This window comes from Acinetobacter sp. YH12137 (genome assembly GCF_013418535.1).
Lineage (GTDB): Bacteria > Pseudomonadota > Gammaproteobacteria > Pseudomonadales > Moraxellaceae > Acinetobacter.
The window spans coordinates 62,196-85,400 of record NZ_VPBW01000007.1 but is presented as its reverse complement, the minus strand read 5'-3'; the positions used below and the strand labels follow the sequence as shown (position 1 = coordinate 85,400).

The 23,205-nt window shown below is 41.5% G+C and carries 23 protein-coding genes; 12 read left to right on the top strand and 11 right to left on the bottom strand.

Going from position 1 to position 23,205, the window contains the following annotated elements; translation table 11 throughout:
- Positions 1-396: 396 nt before the first annotated feature.
- Complete coding sequence (locus FTU72_RS05815; protein ID WP_180011679.1) at positions 397-1,398, top strand: glycosyl transferase family protein; 1,002 nt, start codon at positions 397-399, stop codon at positions 1,396-1,398.
- A gap of 59 nt (positions 1,399-1,457) precedes the next feature.
- On the opposite strand, the gene FTU72_RS05810 is transcribed toward FTU72_RS05815, so the two are convergent.
- Together FTU72_RS05810 and FTU72_RS05805 are read right to left on the bottom strand one after the other, a co-directional pair.
- A complete protein-coding gene (locus FTU72_RS05810; protein ID WP_180011681.1) occupies positions 1,458-1,730 on the bottom strand; it encodes a YeaC family protein in 273 nt (90 codons plus the stop codon).
- Positions 1,731-1,732: 2 nt separating this feature from the next.
- Complete coding sequence (locus FTU72_RS05805) at positions 1,733-2,671, bottom strand: NAD(+) kinase (RefSeq protein WP_125279078.1); 939 nt, start codon at positions 2,669-2,671, stop codon at positions 1,733-1,735.
- A 191-nt stretch (positions 2,672-2,862) separates the two neighbouring features.
- Here FTU72_RS05805 and mrcB point away from each other — a divergent pair, with 191 nt between their 5' ends.
- Together mrcB and FTU72_RS05795 are read left to right on the top strand one after the other, a co-directional pair.
- A complete protein-coding gene (gene mrcB / locus FTU72_RS05800) occupies positions 2,863-5,253 on the top strand; it encodes a penicillin-binding protein 1B (protein ID WP_180011682.1) in 2,391 nt (796 codons plus the stop codon).
- A gap of 14 nt (positions 5,254-5,267) precedes the next feature.
- Positions 5,268-5,816, top strand: a complete 549-nt coding sequence (locus tag FTU72_RS05795) for a tetratricopeptide repeat protein (protein ID WP_125279080.1) — start codon at positions 5,268-5,270, stop codon at positions 5,814-5,816.
- 41 nt (positions 5,817-5,857) lie between these two features.
- Here the strand turns inward: FTU72_RS05795 and FTU72_RS05790 are convergent, their stop codons facing one another.
- The gene (locus tag FTU72_RS05790; protein WP_125279081.1) at positions 5,858-6,757 is read right to left on the bottom strand and encodes an NUDIX domain-containing protein; all 900 of its coding nucleotides are present in this window, start codon (positions 6,755-6,757) and stop codon (positions 5,858-5,860) included.
- Between the two features lie 138 nt (positions 6,758-6,895).
- Here FTU72_RS05790 and hemP point away from each other — a divergent pair, with 138 nt between their 5' ends.
- Entirely contained in the window at positions 6,896-7,066 is a 171-nt protein-coding gene (gene hemP, locus FTU72_RS05785; protein ID WP_004784247.1) for a hemin uptake protein HemP, read from the top strand.
- Between the two features lie 86 nt (positions 7,067-7,152).
- Here the strand turns inward: hemP and FTU72_RS05780 are convergent, their stop codons facing one another.
- The 4 genes from FTU72_RS05780 to FTU72_RS05765 all read right to left on the bottom strand — a co-directional run bounded on the left by FTU72_RS05780 (position 7,153) and on the right by FTU72_RS05765 (position 11,503).
- Entirely contained in the window at positions 7,153-8,478 is a 1,326-nt protein-coding gene (locus FTU72_RS05780) for a HAMP domain-containing sensor histidine kinase (protein WP_180011684.1), read from the bottom strand.
- Positions 8,475-9,146: a response regulator transcription factor gene (locus tag FTU72_RS05775; protein WP_180011686.1), complete on the bottom strand. Its 672-nt coding sequence runs from the start codon at positions 9,144-9,146 to the stop codon at positions 8,475-8,477. The genes FTU72_RS05780 and FTU72_RS05775 overlap by 4 nt, the downstream gene beginning before the upstream one ends.
- A 138-nt stretch (positions 9,147-9,284) precedes the next feature.
- Positions 9,285-9,650, bottom strand: a complete 366-nt coding sequence (locus tag FTU72_RS05770) for a NirD/YgiW/YdeI family stress tolerance protein (RefSeq protein ID WP_034170733.1) — start codon at positions 9,648-9,650, stop codon at positions 9,285-9,287.
- A 95-nt stretch (positions 9,651-9,745) separates the two neighbouring features.
- The gene (locus FTU72_RS05765) at positions 9,746-11,503 is read right to left on the bottom strand and encodes a GspE/PulE family protein (protein ID WP_180011689.1); all 1,758 of its coding nucleotides are present in this window, start codon (positions 11,501-11,503) and stop codon (positions 9,746-9,748) included.
- 212 nt (positions 11,504-11,715) lie between these two features.
- On the opposite strand from FTU72_RS05765, the gene FTU72_RS05760 reads away from it, so the two are divergent.
- Together FTU72_RS05760 and FTU72_RS05755 are read left to right on the top strand one after the other, a co-directional pair.
- A complete protein-coding gene (locus FTU72_RS05760) occupies positions 11,716-12,981 on the top strand; it encodes an MgtC/SapB family protein (RefSeq protein ID WP_179993303.1) in 1,266 nt (421 codons plus the stop codon).
- A gap of 130 nt (positions 12,982-13,111) precedes the next feature.
- Positions 13,112-14,104 (top strand): hypothetical protein, encoded by a 993-nt coding sequence (locus FTU72_RS05755; protein ID WP_179993302.1) that lies wholly within the window; start codon positions 13,112-13,114, stop codon positions 14,102-14,104.
- 102 nt (positions 14,105-14,206) lie between these two features.
- Here FTU72_RS05755 and tsaA read toward each other — a convergent pair whose 3' ends face one another.
- On the bottom strand, positions 14,207-14,917 hold the full coding sequence (gene tsaA / locus FTU72_RS05750) for a tRNA (N6-threonylcarbamoyladenosine(37)-N6)-methyltransferase TrmO (protein WP_179993301.1): 711 nt from the start codon (positions 14,915-14,917) through the stop codon (positions 14,207-14,209).
- 105 nt (positions 14,918-15,022) lie between these two features.
- Between tsaA and FTU72_RS05745 the strand changes: the two genes are divergently transcribed.
- The 3 genes from FTU72_RS05745 to FTU72_RS05735 all read left to right on the top strand — a co-directional run bounded on the left by FTU72_RS05745 (position 15,023) and on the right by FTU72_RS05735 (position 19,448).
- Entirely contained in the window at positions 15,023-15,802 is a 780-nt protein-coding gene (locus tag FTU72_RS05745) for a ferredoxin--NADP reductase (RefSeq protein WP_005236496.1), read from the top strand.
- A 265-nt stretch (positions 15,803-16,067) separates the two neighbouring features.
- On the top strand, positions 16,068-16,814 hold the full coding sequence (locus FTU72_RS05740) for an IS5 family transposase (protein ID WP_179993300.1): 747 nt from the start codon (positions 16,068-16,070) through the stop codon (positions 16,812-16,814).
- A 219-nt stretch (positions 16,815-17,033) separates the two neighbouring features.
- Complete coding sequence (locus FTU72_RS05735; protein WP_180011693.1) at positions 17,034-19,448, top strand: membrane-bound PQQ-dependent dehydrogenase, glucose/quinate/shikimate family; 2,415 nt, start codon at positions 17,034-17,036, stop codon at positions 19,446-19,448.
- A 68-nt stretch (positions 19,449-19,516) separates the two neighbouring features.
- Here the strand turns inward: FTU72_RS05735 and FTU72_RS05730 are convergent, their stop codons facing one another.
- From FTU72_RS05730 to FTU72_RS05720, 3 genes are all read right to left on the bottom strand, one after another.
- Positions 19,517-19,699: a hypothetical protein gene (locus FTU72_RS05730; protein ID WP_166136002.1), complete on the bottom strand. Its 183-nt coding sequence runs from the start codon at positions 19,697-19,699 to the stop codon at positions 19,517-19,519.
- A gap of 18 nt (positions 19,700-19,717) precedes the next feature.
- Positions 19,718-19,909 (bottom strand): hypothetical protein, encoded by a 192-nt coding sequence (locus FTU72_RS05725; protein WP_227607384.1) that lies wholly within the window; start codon positions 19,907-19,909, stop codon positions 19,718-19,720.
- A 249-nt stretch (positions 19,910-20,158) separates the two neighbouring features.
- Positions 20,159-20,782, bottom strand: coding sequence for a cation transporter (locus FTU72_RS05720; RefSeq protein WP_166135996.1), 624 nt, complete (start codon positions 20,780-20,782; stop codon positions 20,159-20,161).
- 85 nt (positions 20,783-20,867) lie between these two features.
- On the opposite strand from FTU72_RS05720, the gene FTU72_RS05715 reads away from it, so the two are divergent.
- The 3 genes from FTU72_RS05715 to FTU72_RS05705 all read left to right on the top strand — a co-directional run bounded on the left by FTU72_RS05715 (position 20,868) and on the right by FTU72_RS05705 (position 23,079).
- Positions 20,868-21,278, top strand: coding sequence for a Cd(II)/Pb(II)-responsive transcriptional regulator (locus tag FTU72_RS05715; protein ID WP_180011695.1), 411 nt, complete (start codon positions 20,868-20,870; stop codon positions 21,276-21,278).
- 133 nt (positions 21,279-21,411) lie between these two features.
- On the top strand, positions 21,412-22,821 hold the full coding sequence (gene yegQ, locus FTU72_RS05710) for a tRNA 5-hydroxyuridine modification protein YegQ (RefSeq protein ID WP_179993296.1): 1,410 nt from the start codon (positions 21,412-21,414) through the stop codon (positions 22,819-22,821).
- A gap of 3 nt (positions 22,822-22,824) precedes the next feature.
- Positions 22,825-23,079: a YfhL family 4Fe-4S dicluster ferredoxin gene (locus tag FTU72_RS05705; protein ID WP_159123203.1), complete on the top strand. Its 255-nt coding sequence runs from the start codon at positions 22,825-22,827 to the stop codon at positions 23,077-23,079.
- Positions 23,080-23,205 lie beyond the last annotated feature (126 nt).

Genomic DNA, 23,205 nt, shown 5'->3' with positions numbered 1-23,205 from the left:
ACTTCTAACCAGAAGCAATATTCAGTTTTCACTTATTTTTAAAAAACAAGCGTCCAATACTTCATTGTCTGAAACAAAAAAGTGCCTATGTATCAAAAAATTAATCTGATACTGAAATTAGAATGTGTATGTACATTTAACAATCACAGGAACACCGATCTTTAAGAAAAGTCAGTGCATTGATCAGGAGATAAAGCAAACACAAGAATTGCGTGAAATTTTAACCGCTTTTTAGACTTTTGTTTAACCCGAAATGTTAAATTTGCCTAAATACTAAACAATACCTCTTAGACTATAGTCTTATAAAACTATAATAATTCTGCAAAATAAGAAGGTGAAATACCAATATCAGCGTAAAATATGCCAATACTTGATGAACATGATTGATCTATGCCCATGACCACAAAGCGAAATATTTATAAAGATGCCGAACATCCTTTTGCCCAGTTTATTCGTATTATTGGCAAGGGAAAAAATGGTGCACGTTCTTTAAGCTATGAAGAAGCCTATCAGGCTTTTAGCATGATCCTGAAAAATCAAGTACTGGACGTACAACTGGGCGCTTTTCTGATGCTATTACGTGTCAAGGAAGAATCTGTTGATGAACTCGCAGGCTTTGTGCAGGCGACCCGTGACCAACTGAATTTTAAGGCTCTTGATGTTGATCTGGACTGGTCATCTTATGCAGGTAAACGCAAACATTATCCCTGGTTCATTCTGGCTGCGCTTACCCTTGCTAAGCATGGCTATAATATCGTGATGCATGGTGCTTCAGGTCATACCTTGAATCGGGTCTATACCGAACAGGTACTTAACTACTTAGGCTATCCGATCTGCCAAAATGATGTTGAGGTGGAACAGCAGCTTAAAGACAAACATTTTGCTTACCTGCCATTGGAGGTGATCTCTCCAATTCTGGCTGAGTTGATCGGGCTACGTAATGTCATGGGCTTACGCTCTCCGATTCATACGCTGGCACGCCTAATTAATCCATTTAATGCCAAAGCGACTTTACAAGCCATTTTCCACCCTGCTTATCGTAGTTCACATCAGCAGTCCGCTTATAAGTTAGGCTATCAAAATAGTGCAGTCATTAAAGGTGAAGGTGGTGAGTTCGAACGTAACCCGGATGCCAAAACTTTAATCTGTGGAATTAAGAATGGCGAACTTTATGAGCACGAATTACCAAAACTGACTGACAACCGTAGTCCGATTGAAGAAGAGCTGGATCTAGCTGTGTTTAAGCAAGTATGGGAAGGTCAACGCTCACATGAATATGGGGAAATCGCAGTGGTTGAAACTATGGGCATTGCACTGTATACCATGGGCGAATATGACAGCTATGAAGCGGCGATGCAAAAAGCCAGAGAACTCTGGAATAGCCGTCTTTCAGTTTGATCAAACCAAAAAACAGACATTAAAAAAGACCACATTTGTGGTCTTTTTTTCGGTTTCAATTAAACAAAACGGATCGGCTTGAATTCCGGCTCATTTTTGTGATGATCATCATCACATTGTTCGCCTTCTTCTTTAGTGCCACGATCGATATAACCGCTACGTTCGGTTTCTGGCAGATTTTTCATTTCCCAGGCATAGACAGCCTGCATACAGGTATGACGCTGCTCCTGAGTCAGCACTACACCATTTGGCCACTTGCCAATTTCAATGGCTGTTCTTAAGCGTTCTACAATCTCAGGATTGAGTACGGCAAGCATTTGTTCAATATTCATATTTAATCCTGCTTAAGATAGTCGAAGTCCTGATTCCAGCCCAGTTTGGTTCGACATGCATTATAGAAGTCATAACCCGGCGGATGCAGAAGATTCAGTTTAAAGGGATGCTTACGAATATGGACGCTATCGCCAACATTCAAAGACACACTGTGTTGTCCATCCGCACTCACCATCGGCAGTACGCGATTTTCACGAATCATCAGTTTAATTTCACTATGCCCTCCGACCACAATCGGACGTGAAGACAAGGTATGCGGATGCATCGGCACCAGCACAATTGCATCCATACTTGGATGCACAATCGGCCCACCACCGGACAGTGCATAGGCTGTTGAACCGGTCGGTGTAGATACAATCAGACCATCACTATGCTGGCGATAGACATATTGTCCATCAATATTCAGTTCGAAATCAATCATGTGTACCGATTTGCCCGAGTGCAAGACCACATCATTCAGGGCAATCGCATCATAGATGATTTCACCTTTGGAGCGAACTTCCATTTCCAGCAGGAAACGGCGTTCTGCCTGAAAATCACCTTTTAATACCTGATCCAGTTTAAAGATGACTTCAGTTGGCTTGATATCGGTCAGGAAGCCCAAACGACCACGGTTCACCCCGATCACTGGCGTATTGTATTTTACCAATGCCCGCGCTGCATGTAACAGTGAACCATCCCCACCTACCACAATCACCAGATCAACCACTTCGCCCAACAAGGCGCGGCTAACTGTTTGGGTATTCTGATAAGGAACCAGTTCAGCTGTATCTGCATCAAAAACAGGATGTAGACCTAAATTGAGCAGATGATCGTGGATCAGGCATAAGGTTTCAACCACTGAAGATTTATCCGGGCGTCCAATCAACCCGATATTTCGAAATGTCTTGTGGGAAATTTGCACCAGTGTCGTCGCTCCGCTTCGAATCCTGCTTATCATAACATTAAGCTTGAATAGGATGACAATTTATAACATGACAAAGCTGTGCAGGATTGAATTGAAATAGATTGAAATTAAGGAGAAAATGTGAAGTTTAATTTTAATTTTAATCTCAATAATTGATTAAATATTGCAAAATAATGAAAAGCTTCGCATGATTAGCACAATTTCACAGGGTCTTATCGTCATTTATGAAATCTGAACGAGGTATGGGGTTCATTGCCTTAATCTTCTCCATTCTAGTCATTTCTGCATTTGTAGCATTTAGTATCTATTTGATTAAATTAGATAATATTGTGCGTGAAAAATTTGAAGGTCAACGCTGGGATATTCCGGCCAAGGTTTTCGCACGCCCGATGGAAGTGTATGTAAATGCCCCGGTCAGCCAGCAGGATTTCCAACAAGAATTAAAATTACTGGGTTATAAAGGTTCAGACAGCTATACCAAATCGGGCAGCTTTGTCAGCACTGGCAATACCATGTATGTGCATACCCGTGGCTTTGATTTTGGCGATCGCGTTGAACCTGAACAGGTATTGAAAGTCAGCTTTAATGGCGATCAGATTGCTGAAGTAAGTGCGACCAAGCCCTCTTCTAGCGGGATCGCCCGTCTGGAACCTTTATTGATTGGCGGTATTTACCCGCAGCATAATGAAGACCGTGTGCTGATTAAGCTCAATAAAGTGCCTAAACCGTTAATTGACGCTTTAATTGCTACCGAAGACCGTAATTTCTACAATCACCATGGTGTATCTCCACGCGGGATTGCACGTGCAGTGGTAAGTAATATTACTGGTGGTAAACGTCAAGGTGGTTCAACCCTCACCCAGCAGCTGGTCAAGAATTTCTACTTAACACCAGAACGCACCTTAAAACGTAAGGTGAATGAAGCCTTTATGGCAATGCTGATTGAATTGCATTATGGCAAAGATGAGATTCTGGAAGCCTATTTAAATGAAGTGAATCTGGGCCAAAATGGCAACTATTCCGTAAATGGTTATGGTCTGGCTTCACAATTTTATTTTGGCTTGCCGTTACGTGAACTGAATATTTCTCAACAGGCCTTTTTAGTCGGTCTGGTACAAGGTCCAAGCCTGTATAACCCATGGCGTAATCCTGAACTTGCGAAAAAACGTCGTGATGTGGTTCTAAATAATATGCTGGTAATGGGTAATCTGACCCAAGATCAGTATGAAACAGAAACTGCCCGTCCGCTGAACGTCATTTCCAAACCAACTTTAGGCCCTGCTCGCTTCCCGGATTTTCTGGATATCGTTCGCCGTCAGTTGCGTACCGAATATCAGGAAACTGATTTAACCAACCAGGGTCTGCGTATTTTCACAACCTTAGATCCATTGGCACAAACCCGAATTCAAGACAGCTTTAAGGAAAGTGTAGCCCGTTTAAGCAAAGCCAATCCAGGCCGTCTAAAAGATTTGCAGGGCGCTGTTCTGGTCGCACACCCTGAAAATGGCGAACTGGTTGCAGCGGTAGGTTCTACCCAGGACTTTACCGGTTTTAACCGTGCTTTAGATGCCAAGCGTCAGGTGGGTTCATTACTCAAACCGGTGATTTATCTGACAGCGCTAGAATCGAATCGTTATCACTGGGCCAGTCCAATTGAAGACAGTCAGATCACCATTCAAAGTGATGGCAAACCCTGGACACCGAAAAACTATAGTGGTAGCGCACATGGTGTAGTACCGATGTCTCTTGCCCTGTCACAATCCTATAACCTGTCTGCGGTACGTTTGGCACAGGAATTTGGCCTGTCGACCTTTATTAACCATCTGCAAAAATTCGGTGTGACTTCTGACATTCCTTCTTATCCATCTATTTATTTAGGTGCAGTAGACATGTCACCGATGGAAGTGATGAATATTTACGGTAACTTCGCAACAGGTGGCTTTAAATATCCGGTGAAATCGATTCGTTCTGTAGTCGATGCGAATGGCCGCTCGCTTGAACGTTACAGCTTAAGTGTTCAGCCGACGATTGATCCAGCATCAGCCTATGCTCTGAATTATGGTTTACAACAGGTCATGTCGAGTGGTACTGGTCGTTCTGCCTATAACAGTTTGCCACGCAACCTGAATCTGGCGGGTAAATCGGGTACGACAAACGATACCCGTGATTCATGGTTTGCAGGTTATTCTGGCAACTATATGACAGTGGTCTGGTTAGGTCTGGATGACAACAAAGTCACTGGATTAACCGGTTCTTCAGGTGCACTTCCGGTCTGGACCAATGTCATGAAACAGCTGCATCAGAAGCCGGTGAATCTGGCTCAGCCTAATGAAATTGAATGGCACTGGCTGGACCGTTATACAGGTAAACTGACTGCCCAAGGCTGTGATGGTGCCATGTATATTCCGATTTCACGTCATGCCTTGCCTAATCAGGCAACTGCTTGTGGCATCTCGCATTACGCCACTGAACCTTATACGATTGATTCAGAACCTTCACCAGAAGATGAGGAAGATGATGATCTCAGTCGTTATATACAAGAAAGTGAAACAGAAATAGAACGCGAAGTTGCTAAACAAACCCGTATTATCGCGAGTGGAAGTTATAGCCAATAATTGAGTCTATGTTTATGTTAAGAAAATTGATTCCTGGTCTGCTCATCCTCGGTCTGGTGGGCTGCCAAAGCATGTCGGAGCCAGAACAGCCTGCGGCTCCTACTAAACCTCCGGTTCAGCAGAAACCAAAATCCTCTACACCTGATGGTGTAGTGATTACGCCCTATGATCGACCGGAGATTAAACGTCAGAAGATTGTGATCCCTGAGCAAAAGCCTCAGGCACAAAAGTTTGATGATGGACGTAACTTACCTGCATTTAAAAAATTGATGCAGCAAACTCAGCAGGCCTATAGCAAGCAGCAATATAATCAAGCTGAAACTTCTGCAGTACAAGCTCAGCGTTTGGCGCCCCAAGCTTCAGAAACTTATCTGTATCTTGGCTTGATCGCAAACCGTAAAAACCAGCCGGCCCGTGCAGATGCTTTCGCCTTACGTGGTTTGAGCTATGCGCAGACCAATGCAATGAAAAAGCAGCTCTGGCAGGTGCGCCTGAAAGCAGCTCAACTGCAAAAAAACACCAAAGCCATTCAGCAAGCTCAGCAGGCCTTAAAGAAATTTTAAGGCCCTGGCGTGAGCCCGGTTATTTATAATAAGTTTCTGACTTAAACATAACGGATCCCTGCAATCCCATAAGCATGCTGGTTTTGAGCATGGTCTAGATCTTCAGCTTTTATACCGCCTAAGGCAAATACAGGAATCTGTACCTGTTCAGCCATCTGTTTAAATTTTTCCCAGCCTAAAGCTGCGGTATCAGGATGTGTTTCTGTTGCCAGTACCGGGCTGAGTAAAGCTGCTTCACAGCCTATGTTTTCTGCATGTTTTAATGCTTCCAGATCGTGACAGGCTGCAAGATAACGATAGCCACCAGCTAACTCCCCTTTTTGCAGTTGCATCAATTGAGACTGTTTCAGGTGAAGCGTACGAATGGTTTGCTGCTGCAATTCATTCAATTGTGACCAAAGTTCCTGATTAATGATCAATCTGGATAACTGATCGACTGGAATCTGCTGTAACTGGCTAATGTGTTCAGGGCTGGCCATTACTCGCCAATACAGCATCTGGTCTGTTTCCAGATTATTCAGGTGACTCAAGTCTTCAGAAATTTTGATCTTTCTCGGCCATTGCAGCTTTTGAATCATGGCCTGATTGGCTTTAGGAAAATTTAGTTCACTGAGTTCATCCCGGCTATACCAGCGCCAAGGCTGCTTGATTCCAGCTAATTGTTCTGGCTGAACCGAAGCATGGAAAATATGCAGATTGACGATGACATCTTCATATTCATGCGAAATAAAATCAAAAGCCTGCCATTGTTCGATGTCAATTCCGACTTCTTCAATCACTTCACGTCGACATGCCTCTATAGGCAATTCGCCCTGTTCTACTTTTCCGCCTGGAAACTCATATTTATTGCCCTGATGCTGTTTAGCTTCACGCCAACCGACCAGAACCTGATTGTGATGAAATAAAATAGCGATTGCGACATGAATTGTGGCTTTAGACATAATGTTCTGAACTATTGAAGTTTTACAGATTGTAAGCAAATTAGAGTTTTTTATAAATGCAGCAATTATTCGTTGACAGATCCATTCGATAATGATTATCATTTAAATCAATCCAAAACACACCACGGAGTCGACGGAATGAACGCACCATTTAGCCTATTTACCCGCAATAATGATACTCAGCATGCGCTACCGATGTTGCATTCGAACAATTTATTTGCGCTAGGACGAGAAATCCGGATCATGCATGCGGGTGAAGAATACCGTCTACGTTTGACTCGTAACAATCGTCTCATCCTGACTAAGTAATTTAAATACTCCAAAAATAATAAACGTGGGAACAGGCAGTATGAATCAGCGCATACTGCTTTTTTTAATTGCTATATCTAATATCTTTATTCTTCAGATTGAAAAATTAATGAAACTTTAAGCCCACCCAAAACTGACGGCGCATAATCAATCTTGGCCGTATGTAACTGCATAATCTTTTGACAAATCGACAATCCCAAACCTGAACCTTGTGTTCGCGTGCCCAAGGCGCGGTAAAAACGCTCACCTAAACGTTGAACAACTTCTTCCTGAATTCCCTCTCCCGAATTTTCAATCATAAGTTGTAGATTCTGACCTTCAACTATCGTCCTGATTTCGACCTGTCCCTGCATCGGCGTATAACGAATGGCATTATCAACCAGATTGCGGATACAGCTAAAAATCAGCTCTGCATTTGCTTCAATCACTGCATCTTCAAGTTTTAAGTTCCAGTGGATCTCTTTTTCCTGAGCAAAAGGTTGTAAAGCTTGTAAGACCTCCTGAACCAATACTTTAAGATTCACCTGCTGTTTGGGCAACTGCTCTGCATGTTCTGGATCAAGCCGAGCCAATAGCAGTAAGTTTTCCAGAATCTGCGTTCCGCGGTTGACGTCATTCTGGATCATCTGTAACGCTTGCCTAAGTTGGGCATCTTCCTGATATTTACGTTTAAGCACCTGTAAACGCATTTGAATGGCAGACAATGGGGAACGCAACTCATGCGAAGCATCGGCAGTAAAACGTTGCTCGGCAGCCAATGATTTTTCTAAACGGCTCAGCATTGCATTCAGCTGACGGACAATCGGTTGCAGTTCAGTAATTTCAGGATCAGGACTTTGAACCGGACTAAGATCCAGTGCAGATTTAGAACCAATTTCTCGGGAAATTTTATTTAAAGGTTTTAATTGCCGCTTAATGGCAAAACGTAAAATCAGCCACTGTAATATCCATAGGATAAATAAAATCCCGCCGAAACCTAAAGTTGTTTGCCAAAGCTCATCAAAGCGTACCGAAAGCGGTTGTACCACTTTCACTTTCAAGTCTTGATCTTCAGCAATCAGAATTCGAATAAAATGACCTTTTTCATAATCAAAGTGAAACCCGTTTTTTTGTGCAAGTGGTATCTCATTAATCAGTTCATCATCAATTGAAGTGGTCAGTACCCGCTGATTCAGCAATAAGGCATATTGAATATCAAACTGCTCACTGATTTCATCAACCTGCGTATTTTTGGCCTGGTTCACATCTCCTAAAAGTAACTCTGAAATTTCCTCCATCAGGTCATCATGCAGATCAATCGCCTGATAGCTGGAAATTCCCAATAACAGCAGCCACGCCAGAAATCCTGCCAGTATGGAACTGAACATGGCATGTTGAATCAGCCGACTTTGCAGGGAAATGGGTGCCTTCATATGGAGGCCTCGGGTTTATGCATCCGGTAGCCCAAGCCACGAATGGTTTTAATCATCTGACTGCCAATTTTTTTACGTAGCTGATAAATAAAGACTTCAATCGCATTGCTTTCGATTTCATCTCCCCAGGCATAGAGTGATTCTTCCAGCTGTTCTCGGGTAATGATATGTTCTGGTTTTTGCATCAGCTTATATAAAATCTGGAATTCTTTTGCAGTCAGATTAATGCTCTGTCCCGCCTTCATTACGGTCTTGGCCTGAGTATCCAGACTAAGATCCTGCCATTGCAGGATATGATTTGGCGTTTGCTGTTTTTGTCTGAGCTGGGCACGTACGCGAGCGGAAAGTTCTTCCAGACTGAAAGGTTTTACCAGATAATCATTGGCCCCCAGATCGAGTCCTGCAACCCGATCATGAATACTGTCCTTGGCGGTGATAAATATAACGGGCGTATCTTTCTGTTTATTGCGCAAGCTTTTAAGAATGTCATCTCCAGTTGCATTCGGCAGGCCACGATCCAGCAAAATACAGTCATACTGATGCTGTTGAATCGCCAGAATGGCATGATCCCCACGATCAACCCGATCAATCACATAACCGTCCATTTCCAGCCAGGTTTGAATACTTTCCGCCTGAGATTCATCATCCTCTGCCAAAAGAATACGCATGCTATGCTCCGCTTATTTTATCTTTCTATCTTGCCTTGAAAAAGTTCCAGACTCAAAAAAAAACCACATGCTTTTTGGTAACTTGCATGTGGTTTTTTGTTGCTGTCTTCAGATTCAGTTCAGGAAATCCTGCTGAAATTAGAACTGAACTTGGTCGACATCAATTTCAACACGTTTCGCAGGTTTATAGTCAATGTCCACTTCACCAATGATTACCACAGGTGTTTTAGCTGATACTGGTTTACCTTGCCAAAGTTCATCATCAATTTCGACAGTGATGGTGCCAGTATTGTCACGGAACTGGTATTTTTCATCACCGACAGCTTTTACTACATACCCTTTCAGCTGAACCTTGCTGTCATCTTTCATGGTCAATGCTTGCTTAACTGTAGTCGTTTTAGCAAATGCAGCCTGATTCACCGCAGTTTCACTACTCGCAACTGCGACAGTCCCAATTGAACCCATTAATGCTGCTGCTAAAACAGTATTCATCATCATTTTCATTGCAGTTACCTCTTTTTAAAGTCTTGCCCTGTTTCGATAATGCTATTAAAACAGCCGAAGATGAATTGAATCTTAAGATCGCTTCATCTTTAGAATTAATTTAATGGCACAACTCTTAAGACCTCTTCAAGCGTGGTGACCCCTTCCAGAATCTTGCGAGCACCGGCAATCCGTAAAGGTTCTACCCCTTCTTTTTTTGCCTGCTGACGTAACTGATTCAGGTTAGCATCCGCTCCGATCAATTGCTTGGTGGTCAGGCTAAGCGGCATAAACTCATAAATCCCGATTCGGCCTTTATAACCGGTATGGCGACACTCTTCACAACCGACTGCTTTAAAAACAAATTCCGGACGTGGTAAAGGATAGTCCACTGCCAGATGTTGCCATTCCTGCTCATCCAGAAAACTCTCCTGCTTGCAGTGTGGGCATAGCTTACGCACCAGACGTTGGGCCAGAACCCCCAGGATAGTCGCTGCTGTTAAAAATGGTTGTACGCCCAGATCATGCAAACGGGTCAGACTCGACGGCGCATCATTGGTATGCAAGGTAGAAAGTACCAAGTGACCGGTTAATGCTGCCTGAATCGCCATATTGGCCGTATCTTGGTCACGAATCTCGCCGACCATAATAATGTCAGGATCCTGACGCATCAGTGCACGTACACCATCTGCAAAGCCCAGTTCAATTCCGTTATTGACCTGCATCTGGTTAAAGCTTGGTTCCAGCATCTCGATCGGATCTTCAATCGTGCAGACATTCACCTGCTCAGTCGCAAGCTGCTTTAAAGTGGAATACAGTGTGGTGGTTTTACCAGAACCGGTCGGTCCGGTGACCAGAATAATACCGTGACTATGGCTGGTCAGATTATTCCAGTCATTGAGCAGATGCCCTTCGAAACCGAGCTGCTGAAAACTTCTGACCAGAACTTCTGGGTCAAAGATACGCATTACCAGCTTTTCACCAAATGCGGTGGGTAAGGTCGATAAACGCAGTTCTGTTTCCTGCCCTTTTGGAGTCCGAGTTTTTAAACGACCATCCTGTGGTTTACGTTTTTCTGCCACATTCATCCGGCCCAGAATCTTAATTCGGGAAATAACTGCGGTCAAGGTATTGGCTGGCATGTTATAGATGGTATGCAATACTCCATCAATCCGGAAACGGATCTTGCCGGTGTCTTTGCGCGGTTCCATATGAATATCACTGGCACCCTGCTCAAAGGCAAATTGCAGCACCCAGTCTACCAGTTTCACGATATGCTGGTCATTGGCATCCGGATTCTGTGAATCACCCAGTTGCAGTAAGGCTTCTACGCCTTTATTTTCCCGGTCATAAGCAGATGATTTTTGTGAGCCACTGACTGCACGACTCACCTGATAATATTCAACAATATAACGCTGGAGCTGTTCCGGATTGAGCAATACCCGTTCAATTTTTTTTGGTGCAATATTCTGTTCGAGGTTTGAGACCCATTCAGTTTTATAAGGCTGATCTGTAGCAATCAGAACTTTATCTGGTTGAATTTCTACTGCCAGAATACGGTTACGCAATGCATATTCCTGTGACATAACATTGGTCAAGGCCTGCACATCAGCTTTGAGCGGATCAATAATATAGAATATTAAACCGGTTTTTTCTGCCAGCCACTGGCATAAGCGGTTGAGTGTCAAAGTACTTTGAGGATGGGACTGATCAACCAGACTAAAGTGCGCGATCCATTGCAAGGGATGCCATTTTATTTGTTCACGTTGACGATGTGTGGTCTGAACTCGCATCCGGTCACGTTCAGTTATTTTTCCGTCTTTTAAAAGCTGATCCAAACACCAGCCTGTATCAATTTCAAAATCAAATTTCATGATCGATGGTCCCCAAAACTGCCTCCACTATAACAAGTTTTTCCTGTTTTTCGCATTCCATCGCGACTTCCAAACTTAAAAGCAATATTGTTTCTCATAAATGATAAACACATCACATGGGTTTTAGGTCATAACCTTTTTCTGCTTGTCGATGTGTCAATTTTTCGCCTATATTTCAATCAGGATATCTTATTCAATCGCTGAGACCGGGTATGGATTTAAACGTAGTTCCCTTAAATGAAAGTAGTTCCTTTCATGAGCTGCTTACCCTCCTGACCGCCGCCTTAGGATGTGGCTTATTGATTGGTCTGGAACGTGAACGGCATAAACAGCGTGAAGAACAGGCCAGTTTTGCCGGGCTACGCTCTTTTGCGATCTGTGCTTTATTAGGCGCATTGTGCTTTTTATTCGGAATGGCAATGGGTCTGGCCGGTGCACTCATTATTGGCGGTATTGTCATTTTTTCTATTAGAAACCAGATAGAAGATCCGGGGATTACCACCGAATTGGCCTTTATCATGACCTATTTTATTGGGGCGATTTGTCTGTGGAATATTCCTCTGGCTGCAGGACTAGCAGTTCTGATCACGATAATTTTAATGGCCAAACACTCTATGCATAATATTGCCGGACAGTGGATTACTGAGGCTGAATTTAGGGATGGATTACTATTATTAGCCTTGATTCTGATTGGTTTACCGCTAACCCCTGACCGGCCTTTATGGGGTGAAGTGCTGAACCCTTATCTGATTTTAAAATTAGTAACTCTGATTCTGGTAGTTCAAGCTTTGGCACATATCGCTAAACGTTTCTTCTCGACTAAAAATGCCTTGATATTGTCTTCAATTGCCTCGGGTTTTGTTTCCAGTACAGCCACTATTGCTCAATTAGGGATACAGGTCCGTAAAGGTGAAATGGATGCAAAATCCAATGCTGGTGCTGCCCTGATGTCCTGCATTTCGACATTAGTTCTATTGTTTATTGTAGTGGGAGGCGTTTCTTGGGACTGGCTAAAAATTCTGCTCTTACCGTCGTTGGTCGCTATGCTTATTCTGGCTGCATGTGCATTTATATTATTACATAAAGCTGAACCTACTAAAAATCAGGAGTCTCCTGAATCTTCTGACAGTAAGATGTTTAGCCTCAAGGAAGCTGTGATTATCTCTGCCGCATTAACCCTTATTCAGGCTGGAGTTTACGGACTGGAAATATTACTGGGCAATGCTGGTCTCCTGGCTGGTACTATATTTGCGTCCTTATTTGAAATTCATGCCGCAATGGCCAGTGTGGTCATTCAAGGAGATCCCTCCAATACCCGTTTGATCTATGCCTTACTCTTAGGTTTAGGCGCACATGCTTTGGCTAAGTCGGTCAATGCAGCCTTAACAGGTGGTTTTAAATTCGCGTTATATTTTGCACCGATACAGATTTTACATATGGCTGTGTTGATCGGTATTTTTTGGTGGATGTATTTTTGACTATTAAATTTATTCAAATAATTAATTTTTATATATTTTACAAGTTTAATTCTAATATTTTCTCGCTATAATCAGTTTGCTTCAATTAAGAAAAGCAATATTTAAATTAATTATTTTAATAAGGACTATTATGAAATTAAAAAATTTATCGCTCGCTATTTTCAGTGGATTAATGCTAAGTGCGTGTGGTGGGGGTTCATCTTCTGATTCAAATGGCGGTAATACTGGAACTGGAAATACTACCCTTACAAAACCTGACTTCCAACAATGGTCATCATTCTATATTGATGAATATTCCGACTCGGATCTAAATTATGAAATTGAACAGCTAACCTTTGATCAAGGGAATGTCTATATTAAAGTTGATGAGACAACAGGCTGGGATGAAAGTGAAACTTTCTATCTAACTGAAAATGGATTATATGATCACGGTTCTACACATGCGACCTATGGCAAATTGCAAGGGACTATTACGGCTAATGCAACCACTTGGAAGCAAGTTCCATATTCTCCAATTAATTCCACAGGATTAAGCAGTACACTTACATTCAAGGTCTTTGATATTAGTGGTAAAAATATTGCTCAAGTCCTCAGTCCAGAGCATTATGTCAATTTAAAATATAATTTACTCGATACCTACCCTATGGGAGAAAAAGGGGAAGATTTTTATCGAGTACTTTCTAATTCAATATTCCCTACCGGATCTACTTGTATTCAATTTCAAACTATTGATAACTCACAAAAATATATTGAGCTATATAAATATTCACTTGAAGATTATGTACAAGATTATTTGAAACTTGAATGGGCTGATATTTCAAAAGATAGTAAATATGCCAAACATACTTTCAAGGATGCTATAGCATATCTAGATCTTAGAGAAGATCAGCAATGGGGACTAGCTGAATATAAGAGCAAATATTATGAAGTTGATTATCATCCAGCTGGAGAAGAATATAATATTAAAAATATTTTAGCCGCATCTAAAGCACTGGTTAATTCAGCATCTGCTCAGGACAAACCAGCTCTACAGGAGTATGCAACTTTACAAGAGAATGCATGCACTTTATTTAATAATATTGCATCTGAAGAATTAAGAAAGCAAATTAAAAAATACTCATAATAACGTGATATAAAGTACTTCGAGTGCTTTATATTCATATTAAATAGGGACTCCAATTTAGTTGAGGTTCCTATTTTTAAATCAGTATTTCATTTTAAAAATTCAAAAAATTAACTGATCGACTACAATATCAGCTAAAGTAACTTTAAATTTCACATCCAAGTCCGCAAACTTCATTCCATAAACCCGGTTCTCATCATCCTGATATGCCGGTCTAGGATCGAGAGATAAAACGGCTTCAAGTTCTTCTAGCAATTGAGCAGATATTGTTCCTTTTTCTAATAATAAATTTTTTTGCTGTTCAGCGTCCTTACTCCACCTCACGGACTTACGTGCCGGCTCCTCCTGTGCATAGCCACTTTGTGCATCAATCACTGCATCCGAATATTGAATATAAGGTTTAATATCGACAATCGGAGTACCATCTAATAAATCACTGCCATTCACATATACACGTATCGATTTCCCTACTTTTCTAACTTCTTTAAGCTTTACCACAGATAAACCAATGGGTGCAGGACGGTACATACTACGTGTCGCAAACACCCCGATTTTCTGGTTTCCGCCTAAACGGGGTGGACGAACCTGCGGACGAAATTGCTGGCTCTGCTGATTTTTATTGTCATGAAACTGCCAGACTAACCAGAGATGACTAAACTCTTCGATGCCTTCAAATGCGAGTAAATCATTATATGAACCGGTCATTTCAATATAGCTTTCAACCTGTACCAAATTAGGCTGACGCGGGATGCCAAACTTTTCTTTATAGGGAGAATGCATATAGCCAATAATCGGCAGAGTGAGTTCGGTCATAATCACTTTTTTTGATAAGCTCAATTAAATATATTCAGTTTATAGAGAATGAATTTAGATTAGAATAGCAACCTGTTCTAATTTGATAACTTATTGAGACCTTTAATGGCTGCTTTTAACGTCGAAAAGATTACTCACGTCCACCATTGGAATGACACTTTATTCTCTTTTAAAACGACTCGTGATACTGCATTACGTTTTAAAAACGGTCAGTTTGTGATGATCGGTCTTGAAGTCAATGGCAAGCCTTTAATGCGTGCATATTCAATTGCAAGTGCAAACTATGAAGAAGAGCTAGAGTTTTTCTCTATTAAAGTGCCAGATGGTCCTCTTACTTCTATTTTGCAAAAAGTAAAAGTTGGCGACGAAATCTTGGTTTCTAAAAAGCCTACAGGCACGCTGGTTCTTGATGACTTAAACCCAGGTAAAAACTTGTACCTGCTTTCTTCGGGTACTGGTCTTGCACCTTTCCTTTCTGTAATCCGTGATCCAGAAACTTATGAACGTTTTGAAAAAATCATCGTGGTTCACGGTACACGTTTCATTTCAGAACTGGCTTATCAAGATTTGATTCTTAACGAAATTCCAAACCACGAATTCTTTGGTGAATTGGGTGCTAAAGAAAAATTAGTGTATTACCCAACTGTTACTCGTGAAGAGTTCCATACGCAAGGTCGTGTAACCACTGCGATTGAATCTGGTCAATTATTCGAGAAAATCGGACTACCACGTTTCAACCCTGAAACTGACCGTGCAATGCTCTGTGGTTCTCCTGCATTCCTGGACGATGTTGCTGCACTGCTAGATCAACACGGTCTGAAAGAATCTCCACGTATGGGTGTTTTGGGTGACTACGTAATTGAACGTGCATTCGTAGAAAAATAATCTGCAAAAAAACCTTTTGCAACCTAAAACGCATGCTTTAAGCATGCGTTTTTTATATCCAGTAAGTCTTAATCTGAAAGAATTAACTCAACCTACTCTCTACTTAAAATTTCTTATAATTAGCGTATTTATAAAAATGTAATTACTTAAAAAAGTAAAATAAATGATAAATATCAATATTCACATTAGGGTGTGTTGACACTTTTAGCTTAAAAAATAGCGAAGTAGCAAAATCAAATCGCCAAACCCAATTTTACTATTCGCTATGCCTCGTACCATGCTGACAGATCAACACTGGCAAAAGTTGAAAACTATTTTGCGTAATTTATCTATTCATCACAACTCAAACTTACGTAATTTTATTGAAGCTATTCTCTATAGAATTAGAACAGGTTGTCCGTGGCGAGATATTCCTTCTTGTTTTGGTCATTCAAACTCTATTTTCAAACGTTTTAATCGTTGGTCAAGCAGCGGTAAGTTACTTAGATTATTCAAATTACTAGCCTCATGCCCCGATATGGAATGGATTTTTATTGATGGCTCTCATGTACGTGCTCATCAACATTCTGCCGGCATAGCGAATCAATCTATTTCTAAAAGTGTAGGAGGAAACTCCTCAAAAATACATTTGATTGTTGATGCAAATGGCAATCCTGTTGATTTCATGATTACCGATGGAACCACACATGACGTCAAAGTTGCACCTGATTTAATATCAACATTAGACTTAAAAGAGACAAAAGTGGTCTGCGCAGATAAAGGCTATGATTCAGAACCACTGCGTGAACAGATCAGAAAAACAGGGACAAAAGCGAATATACCAAAGAAAATAAATAGCCAATCGAACAATGATCATATGGACTGGTATTTATATAAAATCAGGCATTTAGTTGAAAATATGTTTTGTAGATTAAAGCAATTTAGAGGAATAGCTACTCGATATGACAAGCTCAAAAGAAATTATCAAAGTGCTGTTGCCTTAGCCTGTATATTTTTATGGCTACCTTTATAGGTTTAATTATGAACAGTAAATGTCAACAGACCCTATATTTTTTAGTCAAAAATTCATTCTTAAATGTTAGAATATGTAACTGTAATTGATTTCTCATGAGGATTTATCCTCGCTAAAGACTTAGTTACATAAACTCTGTAAACTTTTAATTCGATCTATTTAGATCCCATTCTCCTGTTTCACCGTTTATGCAACCAAGCCGTTTTCTATAGGCAAGGTATGAGCACTGAACAACCCTCCTCTATCGAGCGTACAGGGTCTAAAGTCTATCGCTATTTTGTAGTGGTATTAACTTTACTCGTTGCGCTGTACTTGATCATTCAAGGCGCTAAATTACTCAGCCTCGGTGGTACAAGTTATTATCTCATCGCAGGGATTGCCTATGTTGCAATCGCCATTTTATATGCGATGAAAAAAGCCTTTGGTTTCTGGCTTTCTATTGTTACTTTTATTGCAACCCTCCTCTGGTCTATTGCTGAAGTTCAAGGTTTGAGCTTCTGGCAATATATCCCACGTCTGGTGGTTCCAACTATTCTGTTTGTCCTCAGCATGTGGGCAAGCAAAAGCCTGCCAGCACTCAATGCTGCAAAAATCAAAGCTGCCAATCTTGTTGGCTTTGCCGGTTTCTTTGCCTGTGTCGCAGCCCTGATTGCTGCGTTCTTCCCACACGGCAAAATCCTCAATCCTGTTGATATCGTACAAGACCCTGCACTGGCTAAACCGAATGCAGAAAACCCAGACAACTGGGAATATTTCGGTCGTAATGGTAACGGTACCCGCTTTGCACCGTACACTGACATTACCCCTGAAAATGTCAAAGATCTAAAAGTGGCTTGGACTTATCACACTGGTCGTGATACTTCTGCCGGTGTCGATGAAAATACACCAATTCAAATTGGTAGTACTTTATATTCATGTACACCGACTAACATCATTTCAGCAATTGATGGTGACAGTGGTAAAGCACTTTGGAAATATGATCCACATGCAAAAACTGCAGAGCATATCACTTGCCGTGGTGTTGGTTACTATGATGCAACTAAAGACAAATCTTTAACTGCAGCAGACTTACAAGCACCAGGTATTAAAGCTTGTCCACAACGTATCCTGACTTCTACTGTTGATGGCCGTTTAATTGCCTTAAATGCCAAAACTGGTGCTTTATGTCCAGAATTTGGTACTAACGGTCAAGTCGATGTTCTGCATGACATGGGTCCTACTGAACAAAGTAAACGTTACCATCCAACGTCTACTCCACTGATTGCGGGTCATGTTGCCGTATTAGGTGGCTGGGTACGTGATATTGTGCATGGCGAACCGTCTGGTGTCGTACGTGCCTATGACGTTCGTACTGGTAAATTGGCCTGGGCTTGGGATGTCGGTAATCCTGAACTGGTTGGTGAACCTAAAGATGGCAAAGGCTTTACTTTAGAAACACCAAACATGTGGACCATCCCGACTTATGACAAAGACCTGAATCTGGTTTACTTGCCTACAGGTAATGGTCCTCCTGACTACTGGGGCGGCGACCGTAACGGAGCCAAAGAAAAATTTGGTTCTGCAATTGTTGCGGTAAATGCTTTGACTGGTAAAACTGTTTGGTCTTATCAAACTGTTCACCATGATGTCTGGGATTATGACTTGCCGTCACAACCTGTGCTTTACGACATGACTGATGATCATGGCAAAAAAGTGCCTGCGTTGATTCAAACTACCAAAATGGGTCAAATCTTCGTTCTTGACCGCCGTACTGGTAAACCAGTCACTAAAGTTGAAGAACGTCCAGTCGACACCAATGGTGCTGAAGGTGAAAAACTTTCTCCTACCCAACCATTCTCTGTTGGCATGCCACAAATTGGTAATGCAACATTGACTGAGCAGGATATGTGGGGCATCTCAACCTTTGACCAACTGGCTTGTCGTATCGACTTTAAAGATTCTGTCTATAACGGTCTATACACTGCACCTGGTGAAAAACCATATATCGAATGGCCTAGTCTGCTTGGTGGTTTCAACTGGGGTGGGATCTCCATTGATGAATCGACTGGCATGATGTACGTCAACGATATGCGTATGCCACTTCGTATGTCATTGGTTCGTAAAGAAGATATGCACAAATACCATATCTCAACTGACGAAGTCCCTGGCTTTATGGGTACAGTACGTCCTCAATTGGCAGGTCCTTATGCGGGTGTAAAAATCGACATCATGCAATCTAAATTGGGTGTACCTTGTAATAAACCACCATTTGGTACGATGACTGCCATCGACTTAAAATCTAAAAAAGTCGTTTGGGAAGTACCAATGGGTACAGCCAAAGAATTGGGTCCATTAGGTGTGAAAACCCATATGCCAATTCCTTTAGGTATGCCGACATTAGGTGGTCCTACTTCAACCGCTTCTGGTCTGGTGTTCTTCGCAGGTACTCAGGATTATTACCTACGTGCGCTGGATTCAAAAACTGGTAAAGAAGTGTGGAAAGCTGAGCTTCCTGTTGCTGCTGTTGCTGCACCGCTGATTTATAAATCTCCAAAAACTGGCAAACAATATGTTGTGATTTCTGCAGGTGGTGCAAGCCATTCTAAAGATGTTGGCGACTATATTATTGCCTTTGCTTTACCTGATCAAAAATAATTTTTTGATGGATAAAGAAAAAACCGAAGCTTAGGCTTCGGTTTTTTTATTGCAATCATCATTAAAAATTAACGATCGCGACCTTCCTGGTTTGCAGAACCTGAACAGCCTGCACCACCACCGATAATAAAACCGCTTTCTGCTTTGCATGAACCAATCATACGGCCATGTGAGTCAAATGTAGTCACTGTTGATGCACAACCAGTTAGTACAATAGTCGCTGCTAATGCAATAAGTGTTGATAATTTCATGATATTCCCCTCTAAGATTTATGGTGCTAAATGAATCTGATTTTGACTTGGTGGTACTGGCAATAAACCTGTCTTGGCATCCACCGTATTGTAGTTCACGCCAATTGCATTGCCTGATCCATTACAATGAGCACTAGCAGTTGAAAGCAGACCACGTGTAGCTTTACATGATCCAATCACCTGACCCGATGCATCATAAGTGACGACCATAGAACTACACCCAGTCATCAGTATAATAGTTGAAAGTGAAAGTAGTTTTATGAAGCTCATTGCTCCCCCTCAAAAACACTAAAAAATTTAAATTGTTTAGTTATATGAATCTTTTCTAAATTTCGCGCATGATTCTTCCTAAATTTATCGCATTTGTAAAGCTTTATTTTTCATCTATTTTTTAGACTTAAGGCTAATAAAAAGCTGCCTGATCAGCAGCTTTTTCATAATTAAATTTAATATTAAGGATCAGGCTGACTCATGCTTCAATACTCGTTCAGCTAGAGCCTGTTTCACCACATGATATCCAGCGCTTAAGCCTAGACTTGCCATAATGAATGCAACAATAACATCTGGCCATAGACTGCCAGTGCCAAAGACTCCCACTGCTGCAAAAATGACGGCCACATTGCCGATTGCATCATTACGGCTGCACAACCAGACTGATTTCATATTGGCATCGCCATCCCGGAAAGCATATAAAATTATGGCTGTGACAACGTTTGCGATTAAGGCCAATACCCCGATGATCCCCATCGTAATGGCTTCAGGTGGAATACCTTGCATAAAGGCATAAATTACTTTGCCAATGACGACCAGACCAAATACTGCCATGGTCAATCCTTTAATCAGAGCAACTGTTGCACGCCAATACAGACTTGCACCAATCACCGCCAGAGAAATACCATAATTCACAGCATCTCCAAAGAAATCTAGCGCATCTGCCCATAACGCTGATGAATGTGCATAAGCACCGCCGATCAGCTCCACACCAAATAAGGTCAGGTTAATCAATAATGCAATCCATAAAGCTGTTCTAAATTTGCTATTAGATTTGGGCGGCGCGGGTTCATGACTACAACTACAGGCCATATTATTCTCCGATGATTTTTTATCCTGAATGCGATAAAGTCATTAGAAACTATAGAGTCACTCCAAGGTCAAGCCTGAGGTATTTATGTCACATTATTTGATTTCTGATATAGCCAAGAAAGCTGATTTAAGCACTGATACCATTCGATTTTATGAGAAAAGAGGTTTGATTCAGCCGAATTTTCGAGCAAGTAACCAGTATCGTTATTATGGCGACGAGACCTTAAAACGCTTGATTTTTATCAAACGCTGTCGTGCTTTAGGCATGTCTTTAAAAGAAATCGAATACCTGATTCAGCTGGAACAGAATCCTGAACAGGATTGCTGTGAAGTTAACCAGATGATTGATCAGCACCTTATAGATATTTCAAATAAAATTAAAGAATTACAATTATTTAAACAGCAGTTAATGGCGCTTCGCGAAAGCTGTAATACCCCAACCACGATTAATCATTGCCAGATTTTAAAAACACTGGAATCTATTGAAAATAGCTGAAATATTTATGGATATTTTAAATCGTTTACTGTTTATCTTTTAACTTGAAATTGAGTTAAATTATGCCAATTCCGAGTTATTTACTAGGTTGAATCCTGATTTCAGATGACTAGAATAAAGACGTACTTTTTATATGTCTTTCGATTTCATCATGAGCATTTCTCACGTTACCGAACTTCTCTCACCTGCTGGCTCCCTAAAAAACATGCGTTATGCCTTTGCTTATGGTGCAGATGCAGTCTATGCCGGCCAGCCGCGTTATAGCTTGCGTGTTCGTAATAATGAATTTGACCATGACAATCTGGCGATTGGTATCAAAGAAGCGCATAAGCTTGGCAAAAAATTCTATGTCGTGGTGAATATTCAGCCACATAACTCCAAACTGAAAAATTTTATTCGTGACCTTGAACCCGTCGTAGCAATGCAGCCAGATGCGCTGATCATGTCCGATCCTGGTCTGATCATGCTGGTGCGTGAGCATTTCCCGCACATGGACATTCACCTGTCTGTACAGGCCAATGCTGTGAACTGGGCAACTGTAAAGTTCTGGAAGAATATGGGACTTACTCGCGTAATTTTGTCACGTGAACTGTCCATCGAAGAAATTGAAGAAATCAAACAGCAAGTTCCAGATATGGAGATTGAAGTCTTTGTTCATGGCGCACTGTGTATGGCCTACTCTGGCCGCTGCATGCTATCTGGCTATATGAACAAACGCGATGCCAACCAGGGCGCCTGCACCAATGCCTGCCGCTGGGAATACCAAGTACTGGATGCCAAGGAAGATGAAACGGGCGATGTGATCCCGGTTAAAAATATTGATTCCGGCTGTTGTTCAAAAGATGCTGATGAGTCACATATGCAAGTACAACATCAGTTTGATGAACCCGTGTTATTGCAACGTAATGACGAAGATATGTTTGCTGCTGAAGAAGATGAGCACGGCACTTATTTTATGAATTCCAAAGACCTGCGTGCTGTACAGCATGTGGAACGCCTGACCAAGATTGGCGTGCACTCCCTGAAAATTGAAGGCCGTACCAAATCTTATTTTTATTGCGCGCGTACTGCCCAGATTTATCGTAAAGCCATTGATGATGCGCTTGCTGGTAAACCATTCGACCCTTCATTGATGACTCAACTGGAAGGCTTGGCAAACCGTGGCTATACCGAAGGGTTCCTACGCCGTCATGTACATAGTGAATATCAAAACTATGAAAATGGTTCATCGAGTTTCGATCATCAGCAGTTCTGTGGGGAAGTGTTAGAGCGTAATGGTGACTATATCAAGATTGATGTGAAAAACCGTTTTGTCGTTGGTGATTCACTAGAGCTGATGACCACCAAAGGCAATATCACCTTTACCCTGACTGAGATCAAAGACCGTAAAGGCAATCTGATTGAAGATGCCAAAGGTTCGGGTCATATCGTTGAAATTCCAGTTCCAGCAGATGTCGATATGCAGTATGCCCTGCTGATCCGTAATCTGCCATCATCATCTGTAGACATTTCAGCCTCTTCATTGGCTTATCAGGCGAGTTAAAAAATGGCGCTCTTGATTACCGATAAATGTATCAACTGTGATATGTGCTTACCGGAATGCCCAAATGAAGCAATTTATGAGGGCGAGAAGTTTTATGAAATTGATGTCAATCGTTGTACCGAGTGTGTGGGTTTCTATGATCATCAAACCTGTATTGCCGTCTGTCCGATTGAATGCATTGTGCCGCATCCCGAGCATCGGGAAACGCAAGAACAGTTAATGGAGAAATTTAAAGGTTTGAATCTGTTCAAAGCTTGAATGATGCATGAAGTCTGATGACTTCATCTAAGAACAACCTTGGGGAAAGATAAAAATAAGGGTTGAAAACAAAAACTGTCCAGAGGAAAGGAACAGCTAAAAGCGATTGGGGACGCTTTTGGCTGA

Bases quoted from the DNA above. Each gene is read 5' to 3' on its own strand.
- FTU72_RS05760 (WP_179993303.1), top strand. From the start codon at position 11,716: ATGGATTTAAACGTAGTTCCCTTAAATGAAAGTAGTTCCTTTCATGAG.
- FTU72_RS05805 (WP_125279078.1), bottom strand. From the start codon at position 2,671: ATGATAAGCAGGATTCGAAGCGGAGCGACGACACTGGTGCAAATTTCC.
- FTU72_RS05795 (WP_125279080.1), top strand. From the start codon at position 5,268: ATGTTAAGAAAATTGATTCCTGGTCTGCTCATCCTCGGTCTGGTGGGC.
- mrcB (WP_180011682.1), top strand. From the start codon at position 2,863: ATGAAATCTGAACGAGGTATGGGGTTCATTGCCTTAATCTTCTCCATT.
- yegQ (WP_179993296.1), top strand. From the start codon at position 21,412: ATGTCTTTCGATTTCATCATGAGCATTTCTCACGTTACCGAACTTCTC.
- tsaA (WP_179993301.1), bottom strand. From the start codon at position 14,917: ATGACCGAACTCACTCTGCCGATTATTGGCTATATGCATTCTCCCTAT.
- FTU72_RS05730 (WP_166136002.1), bottom strand. From the start codon at position 19,699: ATGAAATTATCAACACTTATTGCATTAGCAGCGACTATTGTACTAACT.
- FTU72_RS05740 (WP_179993300.1), top strand. From the start codon at position 16,068: ATGCCTCGTACCATGCTGACAGATCAACACTGGCAAAAGTTGAAAACT.
- FTU72_RS05815 (WP_180011679.1), top strand. From the start codon at position 397: ATGACCACAAAGCGAAATATTTATAAAGATGCCGAACATCCTTTTGCC.
- FTU72_RS05755 (WP_179993302.1), top strand. From the start codon at position 13,112: ATGAAATTAAAAAATTTATCGCTCGCTATTTTCAGTGGATTAATGCTA.
- FTU72_RS05770 (WP_034170733.1), bottom strand. From the start codon at position 9,650: ATGAAAATGATGATGAATACTGTTTTAGCAGCAGCATTAATGGGTTCA.
- FTU72_RS05715 (WP_180011695.1), top strand. From the start codon at position 20,868: ATGTCACATTATTTGATTTCTGATATAGCCAAGAAAGCTGATTTAAGC.
- FTU72_RS05780 (WP_180011684.1), bottom strand. From the start codon at position 8,478: ATGAAGGCACCCATTTCCCTGCAAAGTCGGCTGATTCAACATGCCATG.
- FTU72_RS05720 (WP_166135996.1), bottom strand. From the start codon at position 20,782: ATGGCCTGTAGTTGTAGTCATGAACCCGCGCCGCCCAAATCTAATAGC.
- FTU72_RS05775 (WP_180011686.1), bottom strand. From the start codon at position 9,146: ATGCGTATTCTTTTGGCAGAGGATGATGAATCTCAGGCGGAAAGTATT.
- hemP (WP_004784247.1), top strand. From the start codon at position 6,896: ATGAACGCACCATTTAGCCTATTTACCCGCAATAATGATACTCAGCAT.
- FTU72_RS05735 (WP_180011693.1), top strand. From the start codon at position 17,034: ATGAGCACTGAACAACCCTCCTCTATCGAGCGTACAGGGTCTAAAGTC.
- FTU72_RS05745 (WP_005236496.1), top strand. From the start codon at position 15,023: ATGGCTGCTTTTAACGTCGAAAAGATTACTCACGTCCACCATTGGAAT.
- FTU72_RS05725 (WP_227607384.1), bottom strand. From the start codon at position 19,909: ATGGTCGTCACTTATGATGCATCGGGTCAGGTGATTGGATCATGTAAA.
- FTU72_RS05765 (WP_180011689.1), bottom strand. From the start codon at position 11,503: ATGAAATTTGATTTTGAAATTGATACAGGCTGGTGTTTGGATCAGCTT.
- FTU72_RS05705 (WP_159123203.1), top strand. From the start codon at position 22,825: ATGGCGCTCTTGATTACCGATAAATGTATCAACTGTGATATGTGCTTA.
- FTU72_RS05810 (WP_180011681.1), bottom strand. From the start codon at position 1,730: ATGAATATTGAACAAATGCTTGCCGTACTCAATCCTGAGATTGTAGAA.
- FTU72_RS05790 (WP_125279081.1), bottom strand. From the start codon at position 6,757: ATGTCTAAAGCCACAATTCATGTCGCAATCGCTATTTTATTTCATCAC.